The 18,563-nt window shown below is 57.0% G+C and carries 18 protein-coding genes; 12 read left to right on the forward strand and 6 right to left on the reverse strand.

Annotated elements, in window-relative coordinates; all coding sequences use genetic code 11:
* The first annotated feature begins 20 nt into the window (after nt 1-20).
* The 9 genes from VLX68_09785 to VLX68_09825 all read left to right on the forward strand — a co-directional run bounded on the left by VLX68_09785 (nt 21) and on the right by VLX68_09825 (nt 10,043).
* Nucleotides 21-482, forward strand: coding sequence for a 4Fe-4S dicluster domain-containing protein (locus VLX68_09785; GenBank protein HUI92523.1), 462 nt, complete (start codon nt 21-23; stop codon nt 480-482).
* The gene (locus VLX68_09790) at nt 479-3,484 is read left to right on the forward strand and encodes a CoB--CoM heterodisulfide reductase iron-sulfur subunit A family protein (protein HUI92524.1); all 3,006 of its coding nucleotides are present in this window, start codon (nt 479-481) and stop codon (nt 3,482-3,484) included. The genes VLX68_09785 and VLX68_09790 overlap by 4 nt, the downstream gene beginning before the upstream one ends.
* Nucleotides 3,485-3,602: 118 nt before the next feature.
* Entirely contained in the window at nt 3,603-4,052 is a 450-nt protein-coding gene (locus VLX68_09795) for a hydrogenase iron-sulfur subunit (GenBank protein HUI92525.1), read from the forward strand.
* A gap of 28 nt (nt 4,053-4,080) precedes the next feature.
* Nucleotides 4,081-4,992: a hypothetical protein gene (locus VLX68_09800; GenBank protein HUI92526.1), complete on the forward strand. Its 912-nt coding sequence runs from the start codon at nt 4,081-4,083 to the stop codon at nt 4,990-4,992.
* 13 nt (nt 4,993-5,005) lie between these two features.
* Nucleotides 5,006-6,001 (forward strand): 4Fe-4S dicluster domain-containing protein, encoded by a 996-nt coding sequence (locus VLX68_09805; protein ID HUI92527.1) that lies wholly within the window; start codon nt 5,006-5,008, stop codon nt 5,999-6,001.
* The gene (locus VLX68_09810; protein ID HUI92528.1) at nt 5,998-6,852 is read left to right on the forward strand and encodes an FAD/NAD(P)-binding protein; all 855 of its coding nucleotides are present in this window, start codon (nt 5,998-6,000) and stop codon (nt 6,850-6,852) included. The genes VLX68_09805 and VLX68_09810 overlap by 4 nt, the downstream gene beginning before the upstream one ends.
* Before the next feature lie 251 nt (nt 6,853-7,103).
* Nucleotides 7,104-7,550, forward strand: coding sequence for a hypothetical protein (locus VLX68_09815; protein HUI92529.1), 447 nt, complete (start codon nt 7,104-7,106; stop codon nt 7,548-7,550).
* 211 nt (nt 7,551-7,761) lie between these two features.
* Nucleotides 7,762-9,486 (forward strand): response regulator, encoded by a 1,725-nt coding sequence (locus VLX68_09820; protein HUI92530.1) that lies wholly within the window; start codon nt 7,762-7,764, stop codon nt 9,484-9,486.
* A gap of 173 nt (nt 9,487-9,659) precedes the next feature.
* Nucleotides 9,660-10,043 (forward strand): DUF805 domain-containing protein, encoded by a 384-nt coding sequence (locus VLX68_09825; GenBank protein ID HUI92531.1) that lies wholly within the window; start codon nt 9,660-9,662, stop codon nt 10,041-10,043.
* 334 nt (nt 10,044-10,377) lie between these two features.
* On the opposite strand, the gene gltA is transcribed toward VLX68_09825, so the two are convergent.
* The 3 genes from gltA to VLX68_09840 all read right to left on the reverse strand — a co-directional run bounded on the left by gltA (nt 10,378) and on the right by VLX68_09840 (nt 13,071).
* Complete coding sequence (gltA, locus tag VLX68_09830; GenBank protein ID HUI92532.1) at nt 10,378-11,793, reverse strand: NADPH-dependent glutamate synthase; 1,416 nt, start codon at nt 11,791-11,793, stop codon at nt 10,378-10,380.
* On the reverse strand, nt 11,790-12,632 hold the full coding sequence (locus tag VLX68_09835) for a sulfide/dihydroorotate dehydrogenase-like FAD/NAD-binding protein (protein ID HUI92533.1): 843 nt from the start codon (nt 12,630-12,632) through the stop codon (nt 11,790-11,792). Before VLX68_09835 ends, gltA begins: the two co-directional genes overlap by 4 nt.
* A gap of 196 nt (nt 12,633-12,828) precedes the next feature.
* Entirely contained in the window at nt 12,829-13,071 is a 243-nt protein-coding gene (locus VLX68_09840) for a Cas8a1 family CRISPR/Cas system-associated protein (GenBank protein HUI92534.1), read from the reverse strand.
* A gap of 335 nt (nt 13,072-13,406) precedes the next feature.
* Here VLX68_09840 and VLX68_09845 point away from each other — a divergent pair, with 335 nt between their 5' ends.
* The 3 genes from VLX68_09845 to VLX68_09855 are packed head-to-tail and all read left to right on the forward strand — an operon-like array spanning nt 13,407 to nt 15,824.
* Nucleotides 13,407-14,639 (forward strand): ammonium transporter, encoded by a 1,233-nt coding sequence (locus tag VLX68_09845; protein HUI92535.1) that lies wholly within the window; start codon nt 13,407-13,409, stop codon nt 14,637-14,639.
* A 33-nt stretch (nt 14,640-14,672) separates the two neighbouring features.
* Nucleotides 14,673-15,017, forward strand: coding sequence for a P-II family nitrogen regulator (locus tag VLX68_09850; GenBank protein HUI92536.1), 345 nt, complete (start codon nt 14,673-14,675; stop codon nt 15,015-15,017).
* Between the two features lie 51 nt (nt 15,018-15,068).
* Nucleotides 15,069-15,824: a hypothetical protein gene (locus VLX68_09855; GenBank protein HUI92537.1), complete on the forward strand. Its 756-nt coding sequence runs from the start codon at nt 15,069-15,071 to the stop codon at nt 15,822-15,824.
* A gap of 142 nt (nt 15,825-15,966) precedes the next feature.
* On the opposite strand, the gene VLX68_09860 is transcribed toward VLX68_09855, so the two are convergent.
* From VLX68_09860 to VLX68_09870, 3 genes are all read right to left on the reverse strand, one after another.
* Nucleotides 15,967-16,665, reverse strand: a complete 699-nt coding sequence (locus VLX68_09860; protein HUI92538.1) for a type 1 glutamine amidotransferase — start codon at nt 16,663-16,665, stop codon at nt 15,967-15,969.
* 232 nt (nt 16,666-16,897) lie between these two features.
* Nucleotides 16,898-17,239, reverse strand: coding sequence for a P-II family nitrogen regulator (locus tag VLX68_09865; GenBank protein ID HUI92539.1), 342 nt, complete (start codon nt 17,237-17,239; stop codon nt 16,898-16,900).
* A 17-nt stretch (nt 17,240-17,256) separates the two neighbouring features.
* Nucleotides 17,257-18,495: an ammonium transporter gene (locus VLX68_09870; GenBank protein HUI92540.1), complete on the reverse strand. Its 1,239-nt coding sequence runs from the start codon at nt 18,493-18,495 to the stop codon at nt 17,257-17,259.
* Nucleotides 18,496-18,563 lie beyond the last annotated feature (68 nt).

Here is an 18,563-nt window from a genome sequence, read left to right on the forward strand (position 1 = left end):
GGAATAATCGAGAGGTACCGATGAGTAAAACGAACGAGGATACTATTATCGTCGAAGACCTTGACCCGACCTTCCGCGAGGAAGTGGCACTTTTGCCGGGCGGTGCGAACATCACCAGGTGCTTCGCCTGCGGCACGTGCGCGGCGGGGTGCCCGGTCACCAACATCGACGACGGGTACAACTGCCGCACTATTATCCGTAAAGTGCTGTTCGGCATGCGCGAGGAGGTGCTGCGCTCGCCCGAGCTCTGGCTGTGCATGATGTGCTACCGGTGCTACGCGCGGTGCCCGCAGCAGGTGAATTTCACCGACATCATGCGCGCGCTGCGCCACCTTGCGGTGCGCGACGGGTATGCGCCGGCCGAAATGCTTGCCAAAGAGGAAGAATTCGATAAAAAGGCTCAGGCCCTGCGGCGCGACCTGGTGAAGGGTGCGGCGGCGGGGAAGAAGACGGTTGCGAAGAAACATGCCAAGAAAAAATGACAACGCATAAAAAAGCGATGGTGGTCGGCGGCGGCGTGGCAGGCATTCAGGCCGCGCTCGACCTTGCCGACATGGGCGTGGAGACGTTCCTGGTGGAGAGCGGGCCGTCCATCGGCGGACGCATGGCCCAGCTTGACAAAACGTTCCCCACCAACGACTGCGCCATGTGCATCCTGTCGCCAAAGCTCGTGCAGGCGGGAGGCCATCCGTACCTCCGCATCATCACCAACGCGGAGGTGACCGGCATTGCGGGACAGGCGCCCGACCTTCAGGTCACGGTGCTCAAGCACCCGCGGTATGTTGACGAAAGCAAATGCACCGGGTGCGGTATTTGCACATCGAAATGCCCCGCCAAGATGCCGGATCCGTACAATAAGGGATTGTCTCAAACCAAGGCGATCCGCATCCCGTTTCCGCAGGCGGTGCCGGCGATCGCGGTGATCGACCCCTCAAAATGCCTGTATCTTAACAAAGGAACATGCAGGCTGTGCGAAAAGTCGTGCGGCACCAATGCAATCAATTTCAAGCAGAAAGAAGAGGTGCTCACGCTCGAGGTAGGCTCCGTTGTGCTCGCCTGCGGCACCGCCGAATTCGATGCGCGGCTCAAGGGCGAATACGGGTACGGCATTTTCCCCAACGTAGTCACGAGCATCGAATACGAGCGGCTCCTGAGCGCATCCGGCCCCACCTCCGGCCATATTGTGCGGCCTTCCGACAAAAAGGAACCCAAGAAAATCGCCATTCTCCAATGCGTCGGGTCGCGCGACCTTTCCGCGGCGGGCGAACACTGCTCGGCCATCTGCTGCATGCAGGCGGCCAAGGACGCGATCATCACCCAGGAACATTTACCGAACGCGAAAAGCACCATTTTCTACATGGACATCCGCGCCTACGGCAAGGGGTTCGACCGTTTCATCGACAAGGCAAGGGACCGGCACGATACGTCATTTGTCAATGGCCGCATTTCGTCGGTGGAGAGCGACCCGGTCACCAACGACCTGAAAATCGGCTATATCACCCAGGACGGCACGGTGAAGAGCGCGACGTTCGACCTGCTCGTGCTGTCGGTGGGCATACGGCCGTCGCCGCTTTCGATGGCTACCGCCCGCCGCCTCGACGTGACGCTTGACGGATCGGGATTCGTGGCCACCGGCGACATGACGCCCGTGTCCACGGTAAAGCAGGGCGTTTTCGTGTGCGGCAGCATGAGCGGCCCCAAGGACATCCCGGAATCGGTTATGGAGGCCAGCGGCGCCGCGAGCGCGGCGGCGACGGTGCTCGGCTGCCTGCCGGTGAAAAAGATAAAGGTTGAGATGCCGGCCCAGAAGGACCTTCGCGGCGAGCCGCCGCGGATCGGCGTGTACGTCTGTCGCTGCGGCATCAACATCGCCTCGGTGGTGGACGTTCCCGCTGTGGTGAAATACGCCGCAACATTGCCGGGCGTCAAGTTCGCGGGCGAGCTCATGTTCTCCTGCGCGCAGGACTCGCAGAAGGCCATCCGCGCGGCCATCGAACAGCACAGGCTCAACCGGCTCGTGGTGGCGGCGTGCACGCCGCGCACGCACGAGCCGCTGTTCCAGAAAACGCTCGAAAGCGCGGGCATCAACCCGTACCTGTTCGAGTTCGCGAACATCCGCGAGCACTGCTCGTGGGTGCACCAGAAGGAGCCGCAAAAGGCAACCGAAAAAGCGTGCGGACTGGTGCGCGCGGCGATCGCAAAAGTCAAGCTGGCTTCGCCGCTTTACAAAAAGTCAATGGGCGTGAACCGGGGCGCGCTCGTGATCGGCGGCGGGCTTGCCGGCCTCACGGCCGCGCTCGACCTCGCTGACCAGGGATACGCGGTCTCGCTTGTCGAGAAGACCGGGGAGCTGGGCGGCAATTTGCTGCATGTGCATTCCACGCTCTCAGGGGAAAAAACCGGCACGATGCTGGAAGGACTTGTTGACAAAGTAAAGAAGCATCCGAATATCAAGACGCATTTGAGGTCAAATATCAAAAACGTCGCGGGATATGTTGGTAATTTCAAGACTGAACTTGAGGACGGCCATGTTTTCGAGCATGGCGCCGTTATCGTCGCGGCCGGCGCAAATCAATATGAACCGGTTGAATATTCCTATGGAAAAGATTCCCGGATCATTACACAGCGCCAGTTGGAAGACCTGTTGCATTCCGACAATCTGCAATCAGTCATCAGCAATCAGCAATCAATTGTTATGATCCAGTGCGTCGGCTCACGCGAAGGCAAGCGCGACTTCTGCAGCAGGGTGTGCTGTTCGAACGCGATCAAGAACGCGATCGCGATCAAGGAAAAAAACCCGAAGATTCCGGTGTACATTCTGTTCCGCGACATCCGCAGCTACGGGTTGCGGGAGAAATACTACCGGATCGCGCGGGAAAAGGGCGTGATATTTGTCAGGTTTGACAAGGACGAAAAACCGGAAGTCTCGGTAAAGGGCGGCCATCTTGTCGTAAAAGTAAAGGATGAGGTCCTTAAAAAGACTCTTGCCATTCGCCCCGGGCTCCTGGTGCTTTCCACGGGTATCGCGGCCAATCCGGACAATAAAGCTTTGTCCCAGTTCCTCAAGGTGCCGCTCGACCAGGACGGTTTCTTCCTCGAGGCGCACATGAAGCTGCGTCCGGTTGATTTCGCCACCGACGGCGTGTTCGTGGCGGGCCTGGCGCATTATCCCAAGGACATCAGCGAGACCATCGCGCAGGCGCGCGCAGCGGCCGGAAGGGCCGCGACCGTTTTGTCAAAGGATTCTTTGGAATCCGAGGGCAAGATTTCGAGCGTGCGCCAGGAACTGTGCTCGGGCTGCGGTGCGTGCGCGGCCGTGTGCGCGTACAGCGCGATCGAACTCGACCCGGTAAAGCGCATCGCGGTTGTCAATGAGGCGCTGTGCAAGGGCTGCGGCGCCTGCGCCGCCTCCTGCAGGGCGGGCGCGGTGGATTTGAACGGATTCAAAAATGAACAGATATTGAGCGTGCTGGCAACGATATGAATACAATGCACCGCAAAGGCGCAAAGAGCGCAAAGATAAAAATGATGTACAAGAACATTCTCACGTCCTTTGCGTACTTTGCGTCTTTGCGGCGAGTTTTTTCATGAGGAGATCAACCTTGACCAAGCCTTCCCAGACCTATGAACCCACGATCGTGGCGTTCCTCTGCAACTGGTGCTCCTATGCCGGCGCCGACCTTGCCGGCGTGAGCAGGATGCAGTATCCGGCCAACGTGCGCGTGATACGCGTGCCGTGTTCGGGTCGGGTTGACCCCTTGTACATTATCAAGGCGCTGCAGGAAGGGGCCGACGGCGTGCTCGTGTCCGGCTGCCATCCGGGCGACTGCCATTATATTTCGGGGAACCTCGTCGCGCGCAGGAAATTCGCCATGCTCAAGAACTTTCTGACGTATCTCGGCATAGAACCCGAGCGCGTGCAGTTTTCATGGGTATCGGCGTCGGAGGGCGGGCGGTTCGCGGCGCTCATCGAAAGAGTAGTCGCGGATGTCAAGAAACTCGGGCCGCGGACGATTGCGATGAAAAAACGCGCCGCCATGCAGATTGCGTAACGGGCGGCGCTAATCGACAAGAAAGAACATGATGATGAGTGATGCAGAAAAGAAAATGAAGGCGGCGGCGAAGAAGCTCTTCGCGGAAGGCACGGCCGACGTGGTGGTCGGGTTCCGCGAGGGATCCCGCCCGAACTCGTCGCGGCCTTATTTCGCGCGCAACGAGGCCGATTGCGAAAAATTCGTGTGGGACAAATATTGCAGAGCCAATCTTGCCGCATTCCTTCCCGCGCTGTTTGAAAAACCGGCGCGGCCCAAGGAAGGGTACAAGCCGCCGCGCATTGCGGTGATCGCCAAGGGATGCGACGGCCGCTCGATACTCGGCCTTGTCAAGGAACACCAGGTCGCTTGTGAAAACGTCGTGATCATCGCCATGCCGTGCGAAGGCATGGTTTCCCTGTCGTCAACCGGCAAGGAGGAAACCGCCCGCGCCTGCGCCGAATGCGTGTGCCCTGTGGTGCAGGGAGCAGACCTGGTGGTTCCCGGAACAGCCAAAAAACCGGCAAAGGCGGATTATGCGCGGGTGAAAAAGTTCGAGGCGAAACCGTTTGCCGAGCGGTGGAAAATATTTGAACGGGAAATCTCGAAGTGCATCCGGTGCAACGCGTGCCGCGAGGCCTGCCCCAACTGCTATTGCAAAGTGTGCTTCGCCGACCAGCGCAGGCCGGCATGGCTTTCGCCCGCAAACGGCCTTTCCGACACCATCGCTTACCACATGGTAAGAATGTTCCATCAGGCCGGCCGCTGTGTGGAGTGCGACGCATGCGTCAACGCATGCCCCATGGGCATCGATCTTCGGCTGTTCACGCAGAAGCTCGCGGCAGACGCGCTCGCGCTGTTCGGCTCCGCGCCCGGCGTGTCGGACGACAAGGTGCCGCCGCTCTATACTTTTTCGCAGGACGACAGCGAGGCATTTATCACGGACCCGGAGGAGAAGTAAGGTGTCATTTTCGGTGCTTGATTCAAAAAACCTGAACAAATTTATTGCCGCAATTGCAAAGCAGGCGAGGGTGCGCGGCCCGGTCGCCGATGCGTCCGGCGTAATCTTGTCAGACATAACGCCAAGGAGTTCCGTCATTTTGACCTATGCCAATTTCAAGCTTCCGTTCAAGCGCGAGTTCTTTCCGCAATGTGAAGTGATCTCCCGGTATGACGGGGCCGCCGTTAAAGAAGAATCTTCGGATAACAATGTCGTTGTCTATTTCGGAATACGGCCCTGTGATGCTCAATCCATTGCAATGCTTGACAAAGTGTTTGTGGATGATAAATATGCCGATCCTTATTTCCAGAAACGCAGAAATAACGCCCTCATTATTTCACTTGCCTGCAATGAACCTGCCGCGACCTGCTTCTGCGAATCGACCGGCGGCGGCCCGGCGTCGAAATCGGGATCGGATGTGATTGCTTATTCCCTGAAGCAGTCCTTGCTTTTCGAGCCGGTCAGCAAAAAGGGCGAAGACTTTATAAAAAAGAACGCAAAGCTGTTCAGGGCTCCGGCTCAAAAAGAATTGCAGGAACGGGAAAAGCTGGTTTCCGTCACATCATCCAAGACGCATGCGGTAAAAATTGACGGATCGCGGGCCGCGCTGGCGAAAAAAACCGATTCATCGTTTTGGGACAACATCGCGGAGACCTGCCTCGGCTGCGGCGCGTGCACGTTTCTCTGTCCCACGTGCCATTGCTTCGACCTGTTCGACGAAAAGCTGGGAGACGGCTCGGCGCGGCTGCGGCTGCATGACGCGTGCATGTTCGCGTCGTTCGTGAAGGAAGCTTCCGGCCACAATCCGCGGAACAAAAAAGGCGAGCGCATGCGCCAGCGCGTGATGCACAAATTCTCCTACGCGCCCGAGAACTTCAACGCCGTGTTCTGCGTGGGGTGTGGACGCTGCATTTCCGCCTGCCCGAGCAACATCGACATACGCGAGACGCTGGCGGGGGTGATTGCATGAGCACGACAGCAAATCCCTATATTCCCTACAAGGTCCGCATCGAATCGGTGACGGCTGAAAACGACGACAAGGACCTCAAGACCTTCCGCTTCTCCTTTGTCGACAAGGCCGACGAGGCGGCGTTTTCCCACCAGTGCGGCCAGTTCGCCATGCTGCATGTTCCGGGCGCGGGCGAGATCCCCATCGGCATCGCCTCGTCGCCGCTTGACAAAGGGTATGTCGAGTTCACGGTGAAGCGCTATCCGACCGGCTCGGTGACCACGGTCTTGCACGACCTGTCGGAAGGCGATACCATGGGCGTTCGCGGACCGCTCGGCAACAGTTTTCCGCTCGACGGGCTCAGGGGAAAAAACCTGTTGATCGTGGGCGGCGGGTTCGCGTTCACCACGCTGCGCGCCGCCATCCGTTACCTGCTGCACGATTCGGTGCGCAAGAACTATGCAAACATCACCATCATCTACGGCGCGCGCAGCCCGGGCGAGCTCCTTTACAAGAACGAACTTGCGGAATGGCAGAAACGCCCCGACGTCGCCACGCACATCACGGTGGACAAGGGCGATGCATCGTGGAAAGGCCGCGAGGGGTTCGTGCCCACCGTGGTGTCGCAGGTGAAACCCTCCTCCGAAAACGCCGCCTGCATCGTGTGCGGCCCGCCCATCATGCTCAAGTTCACCATGCCCCCGCTCCTCGAACTCGGGTTCGCGCCGGACGCCATCATCACCTCCCAGGAACGCAAGATGAGCTGCGGCATAGGGAAGTGCGGAAGGTGCAACATCGGGAGCAAGTATGTATGCAAGGACGGGCCGGTGTTTACGTATGCGCAGATGATGGAGATGGAAGAAGGCAGTTGAGGCGTCTCCCGCGGGACCTACCGGTGCATACCCGCCTTGATGATATTCGTAAATAGCATTGCTCCGATTGTATATTCATTTTATAAGCGATGGGTTTGCAGGACGTGGACTGAAATACAAGCGTTCCGTGTCAGTGCCGCGGTTCTTGCCATAGTACATATCTTACATTCTGGAGGTCCTTTTTGCGGCGCGAAAGTCATGCCTTTTTAACTCTTTCATCCGAAACCAGAATTATTTCCGATAAAGGCGGAGTGAAACTCGTCTCGGTGAATATTCTTTTGGAGAATAAAGGCAATAAGCGGATTACGGCCCGAACGAAAAGAAATGAAAAAGACCTTTTTTACTCGGATAAACATGACGAGTGTTTACATGCCGGAACATTAAAAATCCGGCAATTGCCTGTTCCGAAGACGCCAGTTTCCTTTAATTGGTATGATCTAGAACCGTTAAAGACGGAATCATCCGAGGTAGGAAACGCAGACTTTGAACAAATCAATTACCTGCACGATCATGAAGACCCTCAATCTGATTTTAAAGAGGTTGATTTTTGGCTGGAACCGAAGGAAACATGCCGTTTTGAAATTCCAGTGTGGCTTCGTCCGGGAATTTACTGCTCAAAGGTGTTTTTTATTGGTGAAGAAACAAGATATTATAAAGATGATTATTGGTCTTTTGTGAGTGTTTTTGAAGTGTCGTAAAACCCTCGCCACCCATATCCCACCGCATCATCAGGCGCGAAATCATTGAACCCCGCTTAACAAACCGTCCTGTATACATTCTGAATACAGAAAATGCCCATCCCTTTTTAATATTCCTGCAAAACGCACTGATTTTGTTTAAATTACCTACTCTAGGGTCAGCCCCTGACCGTACTACATTGTCGTTTTTCATCGTTCTCACGGCTGCTGCATGGATTCGAAGAACACGATCAGAGACAGGCTTCTCGGCGCTCTAACGGAATCGGGCCGCGGCAGCGGCGGCCTCCGGTCGCAGATCGACTGCATCGCCGGCATCACCACCGGCATCATCTACCTCCTCGACCCGGACGGAAAGTTCGTGTTTGTCAACAAAGCGGTCGAGGAGATGCTCCATTACGATCCCGACGAGCTTATCGGAAAACATTTTTCGGTGATCCTTCCGCCGCTCGAATACCTGCGGGTGGGGCGGCGCGCGGTGCTGCCGAGAATCACGGGCACCAGCACCGGGAGCGCGCACGCGCCCAAGCTGTTCGACGAGCGCCGCACGGGCCAGCGCAAAACCAAGAACCTCGAAGTGCAGCTCATCTCGAAATCGCAGCGCCACGTCAGGCTTGCCACCGGCGACGTCACGGGCATCATCGCGGTCGAAGGCGTGTACGACCGCGGGCCCGCGCACGGCGGCAGCGGCCGGGCCGCCGGTTTTGTCGGCAGCCAGGGGCTGATCGTTGACATCACCGGATACAAGAAGGCACAGCGGGAGCGGCTCGGCGTTCATCACCGCCTGCTCGAGCTGCAGAAAATGGACGCGGTCGGCAGGCTCGCCGAGGGGATCGGCCACGATTTCAACAACAAGCTGGGCACGATCATCGGGTGCGCCGAGATGATCAAGGAGAATTACGCCCAGCGGTCGCCGGAGATCAATGCCTGCATCGAGCCGATCCTCTCGGCAAGCAGGCACGCGGCCGACCTTGCGGCCAAGCTGCTCGAGTTCGGGCGCAGGGGCCCCACCGCGGAAGAAGACGTGCGGGTCCACGCGCTCATCGACGACATGGTGACGCTGCTGGAGCACACCATTGACAAACGCATAGCCATCCGGCGGTCGCTTTGCGCCGAACCGCCCGTGGTGCGCGGCGACGCGGGACAGATCCAGAGCGCGCTGCTGAACATCGTGATGAACGCCTGCGACGCCATGCGCCACGGCGGGGCGCTTGTCCTGGCGACCGCAGTGCACGACAACGACGCCGCCTTCAGGCAGGCGCATCCGTCCGCGAAGGGGGCCGACCGCTACGCAAGGGTGTCGGTTATTGACAACGGCGAAGGCATGGACGGCGAGACCAAGGCGCGGATGTTCGAGCCGTTCTTCACCACGAAAGCGGAATGTTCCTCGCTGGGCATGGGGCTCAACGGCGTCGTGAAAATGGTGCGGACGCACAAGGGGTTCATCGAGGTCGAGAGCGACCCGGGGAAAGGCACGCGGGTCGATTTGTTCATTCCTCTTGCCGGCGTTGAACCGCAGTCCGTGCGGGGTTCGGCCGCAAACGGCCGGATTCTCAGGGGGGCGGGCCGGATCCTTGCCGTGGACGACGAGATCGAGTTCCTCGGCGTGCTCAAGCACATGCTCGAGGATCTCGGGTACAGCGTGGTGGCGGTTTCGAGCGACCGGGAGGCCGTTGCATATTACCGCAAACACAGCTCCTCCGTCGACTGCGTCGTGATCGACGTGATGATGCCGGAGCTTTCCGGACGCGAATGCTTCCGCGAGATGAAAAAAATCAATCCCAGCGTGAAAGCGGTGGTCTCGACCGGTTACGGCCTGAACCCCGAGGTCGAGGCGTTTCTCAAGGACGGCGCCCGAGACTACATCCACAAGCCGTTTGACAACGCCAAACTGTCGCAGGTCCTCGCAAAGGTGATGCAGCTATCCGCCGAACGTTGATCTCTTCACGGTTTTCTTGATGTTTTATTCTTGACTGCAAGCGACGGGGTCCGCCTATTAGAATTGACATCAGGAAGGGAAAACCGTATAATTTCAATCAGAGTTCCCGCACTAAATCCCGGAATGACGGTTTTTCACCTTTCTTTTCACTATTTGAATGAAGGGAGCGCTGTATGAACTGGTATCTTGCCGTTTTAAAAAAATACGCGGTGTTCAGCGGCAGGGCGAGGCGGAGGGAATACTGGATGTTTGCCTTGTTCCAGATCATTTTTTACGTTGCCGCCGCCATACTCGACAATGTGTTTCATACAAAATTGCAGGGCGAGTTGTACGGCTTGTTCTATTGCCTCTACGCGCTGGCGACCTTCCTGCCGAACCTCGGCGTCACCGTGCGCAGGCTGCACGACGTGGGCAAGAGCGGCTGGTTTATGCTCATCGCGCTGATCCCGATCATCGGTGCGATCTGGCTGCTTGTCCTGATGTGCAGGGACGGGGACCAGGGACAGAATGATTACGGGCCGGATCCGAAGGAAAACGTTGGGGAAGTTGTTGCCTGATCGAAAATTGACTGATAAGAGAGTTGATTACGCTCAGTCAAGCGATAAGAGAGAATGATATTTGTCAGGATTGGATGCGGTCGTTCGATTGGCGCCATTGCAATATGAGAAGGCGAAAATGTGCGCCGCCGCGTTGGCAGGACTGAAGGCCGCGCCGGAGCGCGGTGCTGCCCCGCCCTCGCCGTGGTCGTCGAGTAGCCGCTTTTAAACAGCGTATCGAGACGCAGGCATATACGGCGGTGGCAGCCCGAGTGCAAAGCACGAGATCGGAAAAACGGACACCCGGTTGCAGGGGCGAAAAATTCATCGCCCCACAACCGGGGGAACGCCCAATTTACTTATTAGAATTTATCAAATCTTCCGCGATACTCCTCGCCGCCGCCTTTCCCGCACCCATTGCCAAGATAACCGTTGCCGCGCCGGTCACGATGTCGCCGCCGGCATAGACGAACTTCTTGGAAGTGCGGCCGTCTGCCTCGTTCGCTTCAATGCCGCCCCATTTGGAGCGTTTGATGTCGGGCGCGGTTTCGGGAATGAGCGGGTTGGGGCTGTTGCCGATCGCGATGACCGCGACGTCGCAGGCAATATCGAACTCGCTGCCCCTGACCGGCATCGGCCTGCGCCGTCCCGATTCGTCGGGCACGCCGAGTTCCATGCGCAGGCAGCGCATGCCCTTGACAAATCCCTGTTCGTCCGCGAGCACGGCAACGGGGTTCGTGAGCAGTTGAAAAATGATGCCTTCTTCCTTTGCGTGATGGATTTCGGCGGCGCGGGCCGGCATTTCGGTTTCGGTGCGGCGGTACACGATGGTCGAGGTTTCGGCACCGAGCCGAAGCGCGGTGCGCGCCGCGTCCATGGCGACGTTGCCGCCGCCCACGGTCACCACGTGCCTGCCGCGGATGATGGGCGTGTCCGCGTCGTCCTTGTACGCCCTCATGAGGTTGTTCCGCGTGAGGTATTCGTTGGCCGCATATACGCCGATGCTGTTTTCCCCGGGAATGTGCATGAAGGAGGGGAGGCCGGCGCCGGAGCCGATGAATATTGCGCTAAAGCCCTCTTCGTTCATGAGGCCGTCGATGGTGGCGGTCCTGCCCACGATGAAGTTCCGTTCGAGCTTCACGCCCATTTTTTCAAGATAGCTGATTTCTTTTCTGACAATCTCCTTGGGCAGTCTGAACTCGGGGATGCCGTACACGAGCACGCCGCCGGGCTCGTGAAACGCCTCGAAAATGGTGACGTCGAATCCCTCTTTGACAAGCTCGCCCGCCGTGGTGAGCCCCGCGGGACCCGAACCCACGACCCCGACCTTTTTTCCGTTTTTCGGCTTTAGGGCGGGCATGACGAACGTGCCTTGCGCCATTTCGTAGTCGGCAACAAAACGCTCGAGGTTGCCGACAGCTATGGGCGAGCCTTTCGTTCCGAGCGTGCATTTGATTTCGCACTGGGTCTCCTGCGGGCATACCCTGCCGCAGATGGCGGGCAGCGAATTTGTTTCCTTGATCTTGCGCGCAGCTTCCAGAAATTTGCCCTCTGCTACGAGCTTGATGAATTCCGGGATTTTCACGCTGACCGGGCACCCTTCCACGCACGGGGGCTTTTTGCACTGGAGGCAGCGCTTTGCCTCGGTCATCGCCTCGGCCTCGGTATAGCCGAACGGCACTTCGTTGAAATTCTTGACGCGGGCCTTCGGGTCCTGTTCCTTCATGGCCGTGCGCGTCGCGCGGGGAAATGATTTGTTTTTTGCTGTCATGCTGGCCTGCCTGTGATGATGCAGTTGTGCCGTTCCATGGCGTTTTTCTCGAACATGCGGTAGCCGTTGAGGCGCTTCATCATCTCGTCCCAGTCTATTTTCGACGCGTCGAATTCCGGTCCGTCAACGCAGGCGAACTTGGTGACGCCGCCCACGGTGACGCGGCACCCGCCGCACATGCCCGTGCCGTCGATCATGATCGGGTTGAGCGACACATAGGTCTTTATGCCCGCGGCCACCGTGACCGCCGAGGTGACTCTCATCATGATCGCCGGGCCGATCACCACGCTGAAATCGAATTTCTCGCCGTCGGCGAGCAGCTTTTTGACCACGTCGGCGGCAAAACCCCTTATGCCCTTTGTCCCGTCGTCAGTGGTGATGATCAATGTGTCCGCCTGCTGCTTCATTTCGCTCTCCAACAACAGTAGATTCGCGCTGCGCGCGCCCAATATTGCGATGATGTCGTTGCCCGCCTCCTTGAGCGCGGTCACGATGGGGAAGAGCGGGGCAATGCCGACGCCGCCGCCGATGCATAGGCACCTGCCGTAATTTTCGATGTGCGTGGGCCTGCCGAGCGGTCCGGCAAGGTCGATGATCTCGTCGCCTTCGCGGAGAATGGAGAGTATCTTTGTCGATTTTCCCACCACCTGGAAAATGATTTCGATCCAGCCTTCCCGGCCGTCTGCGTTCGCGATCGTGAGCGGCACGCGCTCTCCCTCGGTGGTCGCGCGCAGGATGATGAACTGGCCCGCCCGCCGCATCCTGGCGATGCGCGGCGCGTCAACCCGGTAGCGATACACGAGATCGGACAGCTGCTCTTTCTTCAGGATTTTCGGCATGAGAAGAAATACCTTTCACTATGGGACAAACTATCTATAAATTACGTTGTTTACAGGGACGAAAGGTATGCGGGCGTCATGGACGGTGTATAATTTCCGGCGCATATAGCAGCTTCGCTGCCGAAGGATGGTGACAGAAATACGCCATTTTTGTTTTCTGGAATGATATTTTTTCGGTTTTGCCCGGGTTTTGGTTCTATTTGGAACTTTGGATGCGCATTTCAATACCCATGTTTTTGCGCTTCATTTCGTTGAGTGTGCCTCTCAATTGTAACGTACAAGCCTCACAAAGATCAATTTTTCTTGCCCCGGGCGGAAAATAGGGATACAGCTCATAATTGCTTTGTGACAGTTCCAATTTCGGCCCCTTGAAACATTTAAAGGTGGACGCCTTTCCGTCTGCTTCATGACCGCATACGTCGCATTTCCAAATGTTCATGGATTTTCCTTTTCCTAAAGAGTGCGGGTCAAGGAACCGTCATAGCTAAAAATGAACACGATAGCATAAAAGCAAAAAGTAAACCACCTATTGACACAAGGACAGGCCATAGAGGCGGAATCGGACCCGCCCGATTGGTTAAGTAACATTTCCCGACATTTTCGTATCGTTACAGGGTTTTATCACATTTTTGTCCGACTTTCATGAAATCGATTCCTTATTCCAATAGTACTTCCCGAATTTCTTATTTGGCACAACGCTTGCATTTATCAAACGCAGGAAAAAAAACTCGCTATGTCGCGAGCGGCTTTTCAATAATGTCAAGGAGGCTTCGCATGAATTCCGCATTGCCGGCCATCAACACCGGAGACACCGCCTGGATGATCGTCGCGACCGCGCTCGTCATGCTCATGACGCTGCCGGGGCTCGCGCTTTTCTACGGCGGCATCGCAAAAAGAAAGGACACGCTCAACGTCATCGCCATGTCGTTTGTCACGTTCGCCATGGTGAGCGTGCTGTGGATCGTCTATGGATATTCGCTCGCTTTCGGGACCGACGTGAGCGGCATCATCGGGAATCTGCAACGGTGCATGATGAGCGGCATCAAGGTGGGAACGCTGTCCTCGTATCAGAACACCATTCCTGAATTCATTTACGTCGTGTTCCAGCTCACCTTCGCCGCCATCACGGTCGCGCTCGCGAGCGGCGCCTATATCGAGCGCATGAAATTTTCCGCGTGGATACTGTTTTCGGTGCTCTGGCTTACGCTCGTGTATTGCCCGGTGGCGCATTGGGTCTGGGGCAACGGGTTTCTGGCCAAACTCGGCGCGCTCGATTTTGCGGGCGGTACGGTCGTGCACATCAACGCCGGCGTCGCGGCGCTGGTCGGCGCTCTGGTGCTCGGCAGGCGGAGGGAATCGTCTCTCATGCCGAGCAACCTTGTCTCGACCGTCACCGGCGCGGGACTCCTGTGGTTCGGATGGTTCGGTTTCAACGCGGGGTCGGCTCTGACCGCAAGCGGACTGGCCTGCGCGGCGTTCCTCAACACCAATACTGCGACGGCGACCGCTGCGGTCGCCTGGATGGTCACCGAGTGGATCTTCCACAAAAAACCCACCGTGCTCGGGCTCGCGTCGGGCGCCGTGGCGGGGCTCGTTGCGATCACGCCCGCCGCCGGGTTCGTCAACGTGGGCGGCTCGATCATCATCGGGACCCTGGCCGGTGTAGTTCCCTACTTCATGGTTGCGTTTGTAAAGGCAAGGCTCGGTTACGACGATTCGCTCGACGCCTTCGGCATCCACGGGATCGGCGGCACCCTCGGCGCGCTGTTGACCGGTTTTCTCGCCGATCCGGCGATCAACGCGGCCGGCAAGGGGTTGTTCTACGGCAACCCGGGCCAGGTAAGGGTCCAGCTCATCGCCATCGGCGTGGTGGTCCTATACGACGCGATCGTCACCTTCGGCATCTTCATGCTCATCAAGGCCGTGACCGGCGTGCGCGTGAACGCGGACGACGAAGTGATCGGCATGGACCAGAGCGCCCATGGCGAACGCGCGATTGGGTACTGAAAAAAGAAAACAAAAATCCCACAAGGAGAGTCCATGAAATACGTCATTGCGATCATCCAGCCCGTGAGGCTCGAGGCGGTGAAAAAAGCATTGAGCGGCATCGAGGTGTTCAGACTTACCGTTTCAAACGTTGAGGGGGTGGGCCGCCAGAAGGGGCACACCGAAATCTACCGCGGCCACGAATACGAGATAAACTTTGTGGGAAAGGTGAAACTCGAGATCGCGGTGAACGACGAGTTTTTGGAGCCGACCATCCAGGCGATCGCCTCCTCCGCGCGCAACGGCAAAGGCCAGGTGGGCGACGGCAAGATATTCGTGCTTCCGCTCGAGGATGTGATGAGGATCAGGACCGGCGAACGCGGCAAAGAGGCGATATAACGGCCGGCATATAATAGCATGAAATGACGAGTTGTAAAGAGAGGAAATCAAATGAAAAGGCCATTGCATCTTCTGTTTGGAACAACGCTTCTTATCTGCGCGATGGATGCGGGCGCCACCTTGTCCACCCTTATCTGGCAGCCGGCAGTCGACATCCAGCCGTTCCTTAATCCGCATTTCGGGTGGGACTCCTATATCTCCCTCAAACAGCCGTTCGTTACGACGTTGAACGGCGGTATCACCATGGGCGTGCTTCCGTTTAAACGGATCCAAATGGAAGTCGGGATTGACTACCGGGATTTAAACGGTAACCATATTTTTCCGTGGTATGCAAATGCCAAACTCGGCTCGCCGGAGGGATCGTTTTTCAAATACCAGCCGGCAATCGTCGCCGGCGTCTACGATCTGGGGTTCAATTGGAACCAGCACGACAGCCCCACCAATTACGACATCATTTTCGGCCAGCTCGGCGAAACACTGTGGAAGCTGGGCCGGTTCACGGTGGGCGGATTTTACGGAAACCCAAAGCTTCTCGTGAAAGCAAGCAGTCTTGACGCGAGCGGAACGCCGAAACGGGACAACGTCGGCGTTCTTCTGGGATGGGACCGGGTGCTATCGGAGCTCACCGGCAAGCTGTGGCTCTGTGCGGAATATCAGGGCACCTACAGCGGCTACGGTGCGTTGAGTTTCGGGTTCTCCTGGTCTTTTTCGCCGAATGTGAGTGTCATTTATGGCGTTGACTTTTTCAACGACAGCAAAACCTACGCGCCGGCAGGGACGGTGCAGCTGGATATCAATTTGTTCTGACAAAAAAGATAGGGATGATATGATGGTCATTCCCGCGGAAGCGGGGATCCAAGCCTAATTTCTCGGTGGGAAAAAGGTGGACTGCCGCTTCCGCGGAAGTGACAGGAAAACGCAATTTTATCAATAAGGGAAACAAATTTATTCAATCAGATTCCGCCGCAAGATCGTCAAGCATCATAGTCATATATTTTTTTATTTCGGTAAAGCCTTTTTCGTTTCCCAGCATTTTCTCCGGCGTCTGCACATATTTGTCATTTGTCAAATCATCGGGTCCGCTTTTTATCCACGCCGCCACGTCGTCCCGGGAGACCTCGAGGTGGAACTGCATGCCGATCACCCGCCCGCCGAACACGAACGCCTGGTTCGCGCAGACGTCGCCGGTCGCGGCGAGCGCCGCGTTTTTCGGGATGTCAAAGGTTTCCCCGTGCCATTGATACGCGATGAGACGATCAGGGAATCTTGACAGCGCCTTGATTGACCGCCCTGTTTTTGTCAATTTCAATTCGTACCAGCCGATTTCCTTGTATCTGTTTTTACTGACCTTGGCCCCGAGCGCGTTTGCCATGAGCTGGGATCCAAGACAAAACCCGAGAACGGTCTTCCCGGCATCAATTGCGGATTTGATAAACCGCTTTTCATCCTTGAGCCACGGGAAGACGTTTTCATCGTTGACGCTCATGGGGCCGCCCATGATCACGAGCCAGTCTATTTCGTCAAGCTTGGGGAGTGCTTTGCCGTCGAAAAAGGATGTTTTCGTGATTGGACAATCGCGTTTTCTCGCCCATTCCTCGATGGTGCCGGGGCCTTCCTGCGGAGCATGTTGGAAATAATGAAGCCTCATTGATTTCTTTTAGGTGATTTTTTTAGTGAAATAGTTATTGAACTGTCAGACACCGCTGAAGGGGTTATGCATGACGGAAAACGCCGGATTGACCTATGAATCAAACAATCGCAATAAGTAAAAGGCCGGTCCTCATTACAAATCAACCGTTGATTCCTGTCCGGTTCCGGGCGTTTTATCTTTTTGATTATGGCTTTCTCTGTGTCCTCCGTGTCTCCGTGGCAATCTTTTTTTACCCTATCGCCACCGACCCCGTTTCCCCGGTCCTGATGCGGTGAACCTCGCCGAGGTCAAGCACGAATATCTTGCCATCGCCAAGATCGCCGGTGCGCGCGCCTTTCATGATGGCCTCGACCGTGGGCGTCACGAAATCTTCATTTACCGCGATGTCGAGCCGCACTTTTCTCAACAGGTTTCCCATCTCCTTCACGCCGCGGTACACCTCGGTGATGCCCTTCTGGCGGCCGTGGCCCATGCATTCGCTCACCGTCACCAGGTTTACTTCTCTCTTGTAAAGTTCATCGAGAACCGGCTCCAGCCGGTGCGGCTGGATTATCGCAACGATCATTTTCATGGTTTTTCTCCTGTTTGTTACTGGAGCACCGTGTAAGCGGCCTCATGGTGCTGGGAGAGATCAAGCCCGATCTCCTCGTCTTTTTGGGTGACGCGCACTTTCATCACCAGATCGATGATTTTATATATGACAAGGGTGCCGACAATCGAATATCCCGCCGTGACCCCCACGGCAAGGCTCTGGACAAGGAACAGCTTCGGGTTCCCGTAAAAAAGGCCGTTTGCTCCCGCCGGATTGACCGCGGCGCTTGCAAAAAGCCCTGTGGCCAGAACGCCGATAATTCCTCCCACGCCGTGGACGCCGAACGCGTCAAGCGAATCGTCGAGATGGAGTTTCGGCTTGAATTCGCTCACAAAAATAAAGCACAGCACCCCTGCAACAATGCCGATGATGATGGCCGAAGCCGGCGTAACGAATCCCGAAGCGGGGGTGACCGTTGCCAGGCCGGCCACCGAGCCCGTGATGGCGCCGAAAAGCGTTGGTTTACCGTTGCGAATCCATTCCAGCAGCGCCCACATGATGCCGCCGGCCGCGGCGGCACAATGCGTCGCGACGAACGCGCTTACCGCGAGACCGTTGGCGGCGAGTGCGCTGCCGGCATTGAACCCGAACCATCCGAACCACAGGAGCCCGGCGCCGAGCACCGCGAACGGCAGGTTGTGCGGCTGCACCGGCCGGTGGTCAAATCCTTTCCGTTTTCCTATGATGAGCGCGGTGACAAGCGCTGCAATGCCCGCATTGATGTGCACCACGGTGCCGCCGGCGAAATCAAGGACGCCCATTTTCTTGAGCCACCCGCCGGTTCCCCAGACCCAGTGGCAGATGGGATCGTACACCAGCGTGGCCCAGAGAAGCACGAAAATCAGGAACGCGGAGAATTTCATGCGCTCGGCGAACGCTCCGATGATGAGCGCCGGCGTGATCACCGCGAACATCGCCTGGAAAATCATGAACGCCGAATGGGGGATCGTCGCGGCATAGTCGGGCATCGGAGCGCTCCCCACGCCGTGCAGTCCCGCCCAGGCAAAACCGCCCCAGAACCCGTTGCCGGGCGCGAACGAGAAGCTGTACCCGAATAATACCCATTGTAAAGAAATAACGCAGAGAACGATGAAACACTGCATCAGGATGCCGAGGATGTTCTTTTTCCGCACGAGCCCCCCGTAGAAAAAGGCAAGGCCGGGCGTCATGAGCATGACAAGCGCCGCGCTTATCAGCACAAACGCGGTGTCGCCTGAATTAACGGCTGTATTCATTATGGTAGCTCCATTGGTTAGAATTGGAAATAATTGTTACCGTTGTGCGCTACAATGACGCAACATGC

This window comes from Chitinivibrionales bacterium, from assembly GCA_035516255.1.
GTDB lineage: Bacteria > Fibrobacterota > Chitinivibrionia > Chitinivibrionales > FEN-1185 > FEN-1185.